Origin of the sequence: Streptomyces sp. NPDC048361, assembly GCF_040651795.1 — a bacterium.
GTDB lineage: Bacteria > Actinomycetota > Actinomycetes > Streptomycetales > Streptomycetaceae > Streptomyces.
This window is the reverse complement of sequence record NZ_JBEZKW010000127.1, coordinates 1-4,861: the sequence shown is the minus strand read 5'-3', so window position 1 is coordinate 4,861 and position 4,861 is coordinate 1. Positions and strand designations below refer to the sequence as shown.

At 70.4% G+C, this 4,861-nt stretch carries 4 protein-coding genes; 2 read left to right on the top strand and 2 right to left on the bottom strand.

What is annotated here, in order from left to right:
* Window positions 1–121: 121 nt before the first annotated feature.
* Window positions 122–1,417 carry an LCP family protein gene (locus AB0D31_RS34540; RefSeq protein WP_362730845.1) on the bottom strand — a complete coding sequence of 432 codons (1,296 nt, stop codon included), beginning with the start codon at window positions 1,415–1,417 and terminating at the stop codon, window positions 122–124.
* 118 nt (window positions 1,418–1,535) lie between these two features.
* On the opposite strand from AB0D31_RS34540, the gene AB0D31_RS34535 reads away from it, so the two are divergent.
* Window positions 1,536–2,060, top strand: coding sequence for an acyl-CoA thioesterase (locus AB0D31_RS34535; protein ID WP_362730842.1), 525 nt, complete (start codon window positions 1,536–1,538; stop codon window positions 2,058–2,060).
* Window positions 2,061–2,153: 93 nt separating this feature from the next.
* Here the strand turns inward: AB0D31_RS34535 and AB0D31_RS34530 are convergent, their stop codons facing one another.
* Window positions 2,154–3,578 (bottom strand): LCP family protein, encoded by a 1,425-nt coding sequence (locus AB0D31_RS34530; protein ID WP_362730848.1) that lies wholly within the window; start codon window positions 3,576–3,578, stop codon window positions 2,154–2,156.
* Window positions 3,579–3,781: 203 nt separating this feature from the next.
* Between AB0D31_RS34530 and AB0D31_RS34525 the strand changes: the two genes are divergently transcribed.
* Window positions 3,782–4,813: a glycosyltransferase family 2 protein gene (locus AB0D31_RS34525; RefSeq protein WP_362730839.1), complete on the top strand. Its 1,032-nt coding sequence runs from the start codon at window positions 3,782–3,784 to the stop codon at window positions 4,811–4,813.
* The last annotated feature ends 48 nt before the right edge of the window (window positions 4,814–4,861 follow it).

Genomic DNA, 4,861 nt, shown 5'->3' with positions numbered 1-4,861 from the left:
GGGCCCCCCCGGGCCCCGCGGCCAGGTCAAACGGGCGGGCCGGCCCGCCTGCCGAACCAAAAACCCCCCGCCCCGCCGCGGCCCCCGGGCCGGGCCGGGCCCACATGTCCTGTGGGGCGGTCTACTTGACCGTCACCTTGTCGTCGTTCTTCAACTCGTTCACCAACTGCGTGACCTTCGGCTTGTCCCAGAGCAGCGAGGTCTGCGGGCCGTCGCCCGCCACCGGCATGTTCATCGAGATGCCGTCGCCACCCGTGATGCCCTTCATCGCCCAGAACATCGAGCCCAGGTCGAACAGGCTCATGTCCTTGTCGACGATCAGGGTGTCGAGGCCCGCGCCCAGCACCGGATACAGCTTGAAGGGATTGAGCAGGGTCGTCGGCGTCGCCGTCTGGCCGGCGAGCGCGGAGAGGAACTTCTGCTGGTTCTTCGTGCGTTCCAGGTCACCGGCAGCATATCCGTGCCGGTTGCGTACGAACGCGAGAGCCTGCTGACCGTCCAGGGTCTGCTTGCCCTTCTTGAAGTCCGCGCCCGAGTCCTTGTCCTTGATGTCCTGGGAAATATCGAGTTCCACTCCGCCGACCGCGTCCACGATGTTCGCGAATCCCGCGAAGCCGATCTCCGCGTAATGGTCGATGTGCAGACCCGTATTGGCCTCGATGGTGCGGACGAGCAGTTCGGGTCCGTCCGTCGAGAACGCCGCGTTCAGCTTGTTCTTGCCGGGAGAGGGGTACTTCTTGCCCGAGTCGGATCCGACGAAGCTCGGAATCGTCACCCACGAGTCGCGCGGCAGCGAGACCATCGTGTTCCCGTTGTCACCGACATGCAGAACGATCATCGAGTCGGTCCGCTTGCCCTCGGCCGAGCCGGTGTGCAGCTTCTTCTTCTCGTCGGCGGACATGCCGTCGCGGGAGTCGGAGCCGACGATCAGGTAGTTGGTGCCCTTGCCCTCGTCGGGCCGGTCGATGACCTTGGACAGGTCGACCTCACGGCGAACCTTGCCGTCCGCCCAGAAGTACGTGGCGACCGAGGTGACCAGGACCACGACGACCAGGGACAGCACGGCGATGGTGATGCGCCTGCGCCAGTTCGGCGGCGCGCCCGGCCTGCGGCCGCCTCCGCCGCCTGCGCGGCCGGGTCCCCCGGGCCCAGCCGGGCCGCGGCCCGCGGGGCTGCCGTAGACGTGGCCCTCGCTGTAGCCGTCGTCGTACGAGCCCTGCCCGGGCACACCGCCCTGGCCGTACCGGGGCTGTCCGTACCCGTCGTCGTAACCGGGCTGCTGCTGGGGGACGGGACGCTGGACGTGCCGCATCCGGCGCGCGCCCTCGGGCTGCGCGGCGGAGCTGCCGCGGCCATAGGCGTCGCCGTCACCGGTTCCGCGGGCATTGCCATTGCCGGCGTCGGGCCAATCGTTCATGCCGTCCAGCATGCACGGCGGCACCCCGCCCCTGACAGAGCGGGGGTGATTTCGGGGCAGGGCTGTTGCAAGGCTGATGCAATGAGCCGGAAATCGTACGGCGCCTAAAGTAGTACGCATGACTGATCTTCCGGGCAAGCCGACCTCGGCCTCCCGAACCACCCTGAGCCACATCATGACCACCCACGACACCAACCTCCTCGGCACGGTGCACGGCGGCGTGATCATGAAACTGGTGGACGACGCCGCGGGCGCGGTCGCCGGGCGCCACTCGGGCGGACCTGCCGTCACCGCGTCCATGGACGAGATGGCGTTCCTCATGCCGGTCAGGGTCGGCGACCTGGTTCATGTGAAAGCCCAGGTCAACTGGACGGGCCGGTCCTCCATGGAGGTCGGCGTCCGGGTGCTCGCCGAGCGCTGGAACGAGTCGACCCCGGCCCAGCAGGTGGGCTCCGCCTACCTCGTCTTCGCCGCCGTCGACGCCGACGGCAAGCCCCGCGCGGTGCCGCCCGTGGTCCCCGAGACCGAGCGCGACGAGCGCCGCTACCAGGAGGCCCAGATCCGCCGCACCCACCGGCTCGCCCGGCGCCGCGCGATCATGGACCTGCGCGAGAAGCGCGCGGCGGAGGGCCTGGACGACTAGCCGGCCCGCCGGTACGGCGACTGGTCCGCCCGTGGGGCGAGCTGCCCGCCGATACAGCGGCCCCCGGGGACCTGCCCGCCGACCCGGCAGGGCTCAGGGGCAGACCACCCGGTCCCCGGTCACCGTGCCGAAGTCGCCCTGTGGCTGCTCCTCGGCCCGTACCGGTACGACGTCCTTGAAGTCGGCGCCCGCCGTCACCTTCATCGTGGCGCCGAGCCCCTTGACCGGGCGCAGCTCGCTGCCCGGCAGGGCGAGCGCCAGGGACTTCGCCGAGCGGTCCCAGCGCGGGTCGTACTCGATGAGGGTGCGGTGCATGTCGAGGTTGGCGCTCGCCCGCGGGGCGCGGCTGGTTTTGAACCCGGTGGCGTGCAGCGCGTCGTCGACGCGGCGCCCGAGCCCGTCGGTGCGGGTCCCGTTGTAGACCTGCACCCTGATCTGCTCGGGGGCCACCTCGACCACCGCGCCGGGCTCGTTGTGCGGCGGCTTGGCGTCCTTCGCGGCCGACGGCGCCGCGGGGTTGGCCGGGGCCGGCTTCGGCGGGGGGTGCGGGGCGAGCGGCTTGTCGTCGCGCAGCAGCTGGAAAAGCTTCTTCGCCTTGGTGTCGTCCCACTTCACGGTCGACCCGACGCCCTTGACCTGGAAGCTGAGCTGCCCGAGCGGCACCGTGGTGAAATCCGACGACGAGGGCGAGAAGTTCTTCATCGCGGAGGTGAAGCTCAGCATCTCCTCCACCCCGAAGCCCTCGTCGGTCCGTACCGAGGAGAGCAGGGACGAGGCGACCTCGCGGAACTTCACCGGGTTCAGGAGCACCCCGTTGCTGGTCGCCTTCTCGACGAGCGCGGCGAGGAAGCGCTGCTGGCGCTGCATGCGGCCGAGGTCGGCGGAGCCGTCGGTGTGCCGGGAGCGTACGTACTGGAGTGCCTCGCCGCCGCCGAGCTGGTGGGTGCCGGCGGCGAGGTCGAGGCCGGTGTAGGAGTCCTTCATCGGGCGGGCCGTGCAGATCTGCACCCCGCCGACGACGTCGACGGTCTTCATGAAGCTGGTGAAGTCGACCTCCATGTAGTGGTCGATCTTCAGGCCCGTCATGTTCTCGACGGTGCGTACGGTGAGCGAGGGCCCGCCCTCGGCGTACGCCGCGTTCAGTTTCACGGGGTGCCGGGCGTGCTTCTCGCCGGTCGCCTCGTCGGTGTGCTCGGGGACCTCGGCGTAGGAGTCGCGCGGCAGGCTCACCACGCTGACCCGGTCCCGCTCCGCCGACACATGCACCATCATGATCGTGTCCGTGCAGTGGCAGGGCGCCCCGCCGAGCCGGTACTTCTGCTTCTCCTCGGGCGTGATCTTGTCCCGCCCGTCGGTGCCGACCAGCAGGATGTTGGTGCCGCGGCTGCCCTGCGGCCGGTTCTTCATGTCGCGGAACGGGTCCACCCGGCCGATCCCGCCGTCCAGGCTGGTGACCACCGCGTGTCCGACCCCGCCCGCGCCGAGCACCACGACGGACAGGGTCGTCGCGAGCCGCATGCCCCAGCGGGGGCGCTCGTCCTGCTGTCTGCTGCGGGGCTTGCCGGGTCGTTCCGGGCGCGGGCGGGGCGGCGTGGGCACGGGGACCTCCGCGGGTGACAAGGGGGGATCTTGAGCACCGTAGGCCCATACGATCAGCTGGCCCGTGCACCGCCCCGGCCGCCGCGCGACCTTGTCCCCCGTTCGCGGTAACGTGACCACCGATGAACGCCATGCCTGCTGTCTCCGTGATCATGCCGGTCCTCAATGAGGAGCGGCATCTGCGCAACTCGGTCCGTCACATCCTGGAACAGGAGTACGCGGGCGAGATGGAGGTGGTGATCGCGCTCGGCCCGTCCACGGACCGTACCGACGAGATCGCCGCCGAGCTGGTGCGGGAGACCGCATCCCATGCACGGGCCCGGGTCCACACCGTGCCCAACCCCACCGGCCGCACGCCCGCCGCCCTGAACGCCGCCATCAAGGCCTCACGCCACCCCATCGTGGTACGCGTCGACGGCCACGGCATGCTCTCGCCGAACTACATCGCCACCGCCGTACGCCTCCTGGAGGAGACCGGCGCGCAGAACGTCGGCGGCATCATGCACGCCGAGGGCGAGAACGCCTGGGAGGACGCGGTCGCCGCCGCGATGACGTCGAAGATCGGCGTCGGCAACGCGGCCTTCCACACCGGAGGCGCGGCCGGCCCGGCCGAAACCGTGTATCTGGGTGTCTTCCGCCGTGAGGCCCTGGAGCAACAGGGCGGCTACAACGAGGAGTTCATCCGCGCCCAGGACTGGGAGCTGAACTTCCGGATCAGGGAGGCCGGCGGCCTCATCTGGTTCTCGCCCGAGCTCAAGGTCCAGTACCGGCCCCGGCCTTCGGTGAAGGCGCTCGCCAAGCAGTACAAGGACTACGGGCGTTGGCGCCATGTAGTGGCCCGCTACCACGAGGGCTCCATCAACCTGCGCTACCTCGCGCCGCCGACCGCCGTCTGCGCGATCGCGGCCGGTGTCGTGGTGGGCGCGCTCGTCACGCCGTGGGGCTTCGTGGTCCCGGCCGGCTACCTCGCCGCGATCGCCGCAGGCTCGCTGCCGGCGGGCAAGGGGCTCTCGCTCAAGGCCCGCGCCCGGATCCCGGTGGCGCTGGCCACCATGCACATGTCGTGGGGCTTCGGCTTCCTCACCAGCCCGAAGGCGCTGGCCCGCAAGGTCATCGCGAGCCGCCGCCCGGCCGTACGGACCACATCCGTCTGAGGCGGACCCACAGATACGTTCACGCAGGGGCGCCCGGTGCCGTGAAGC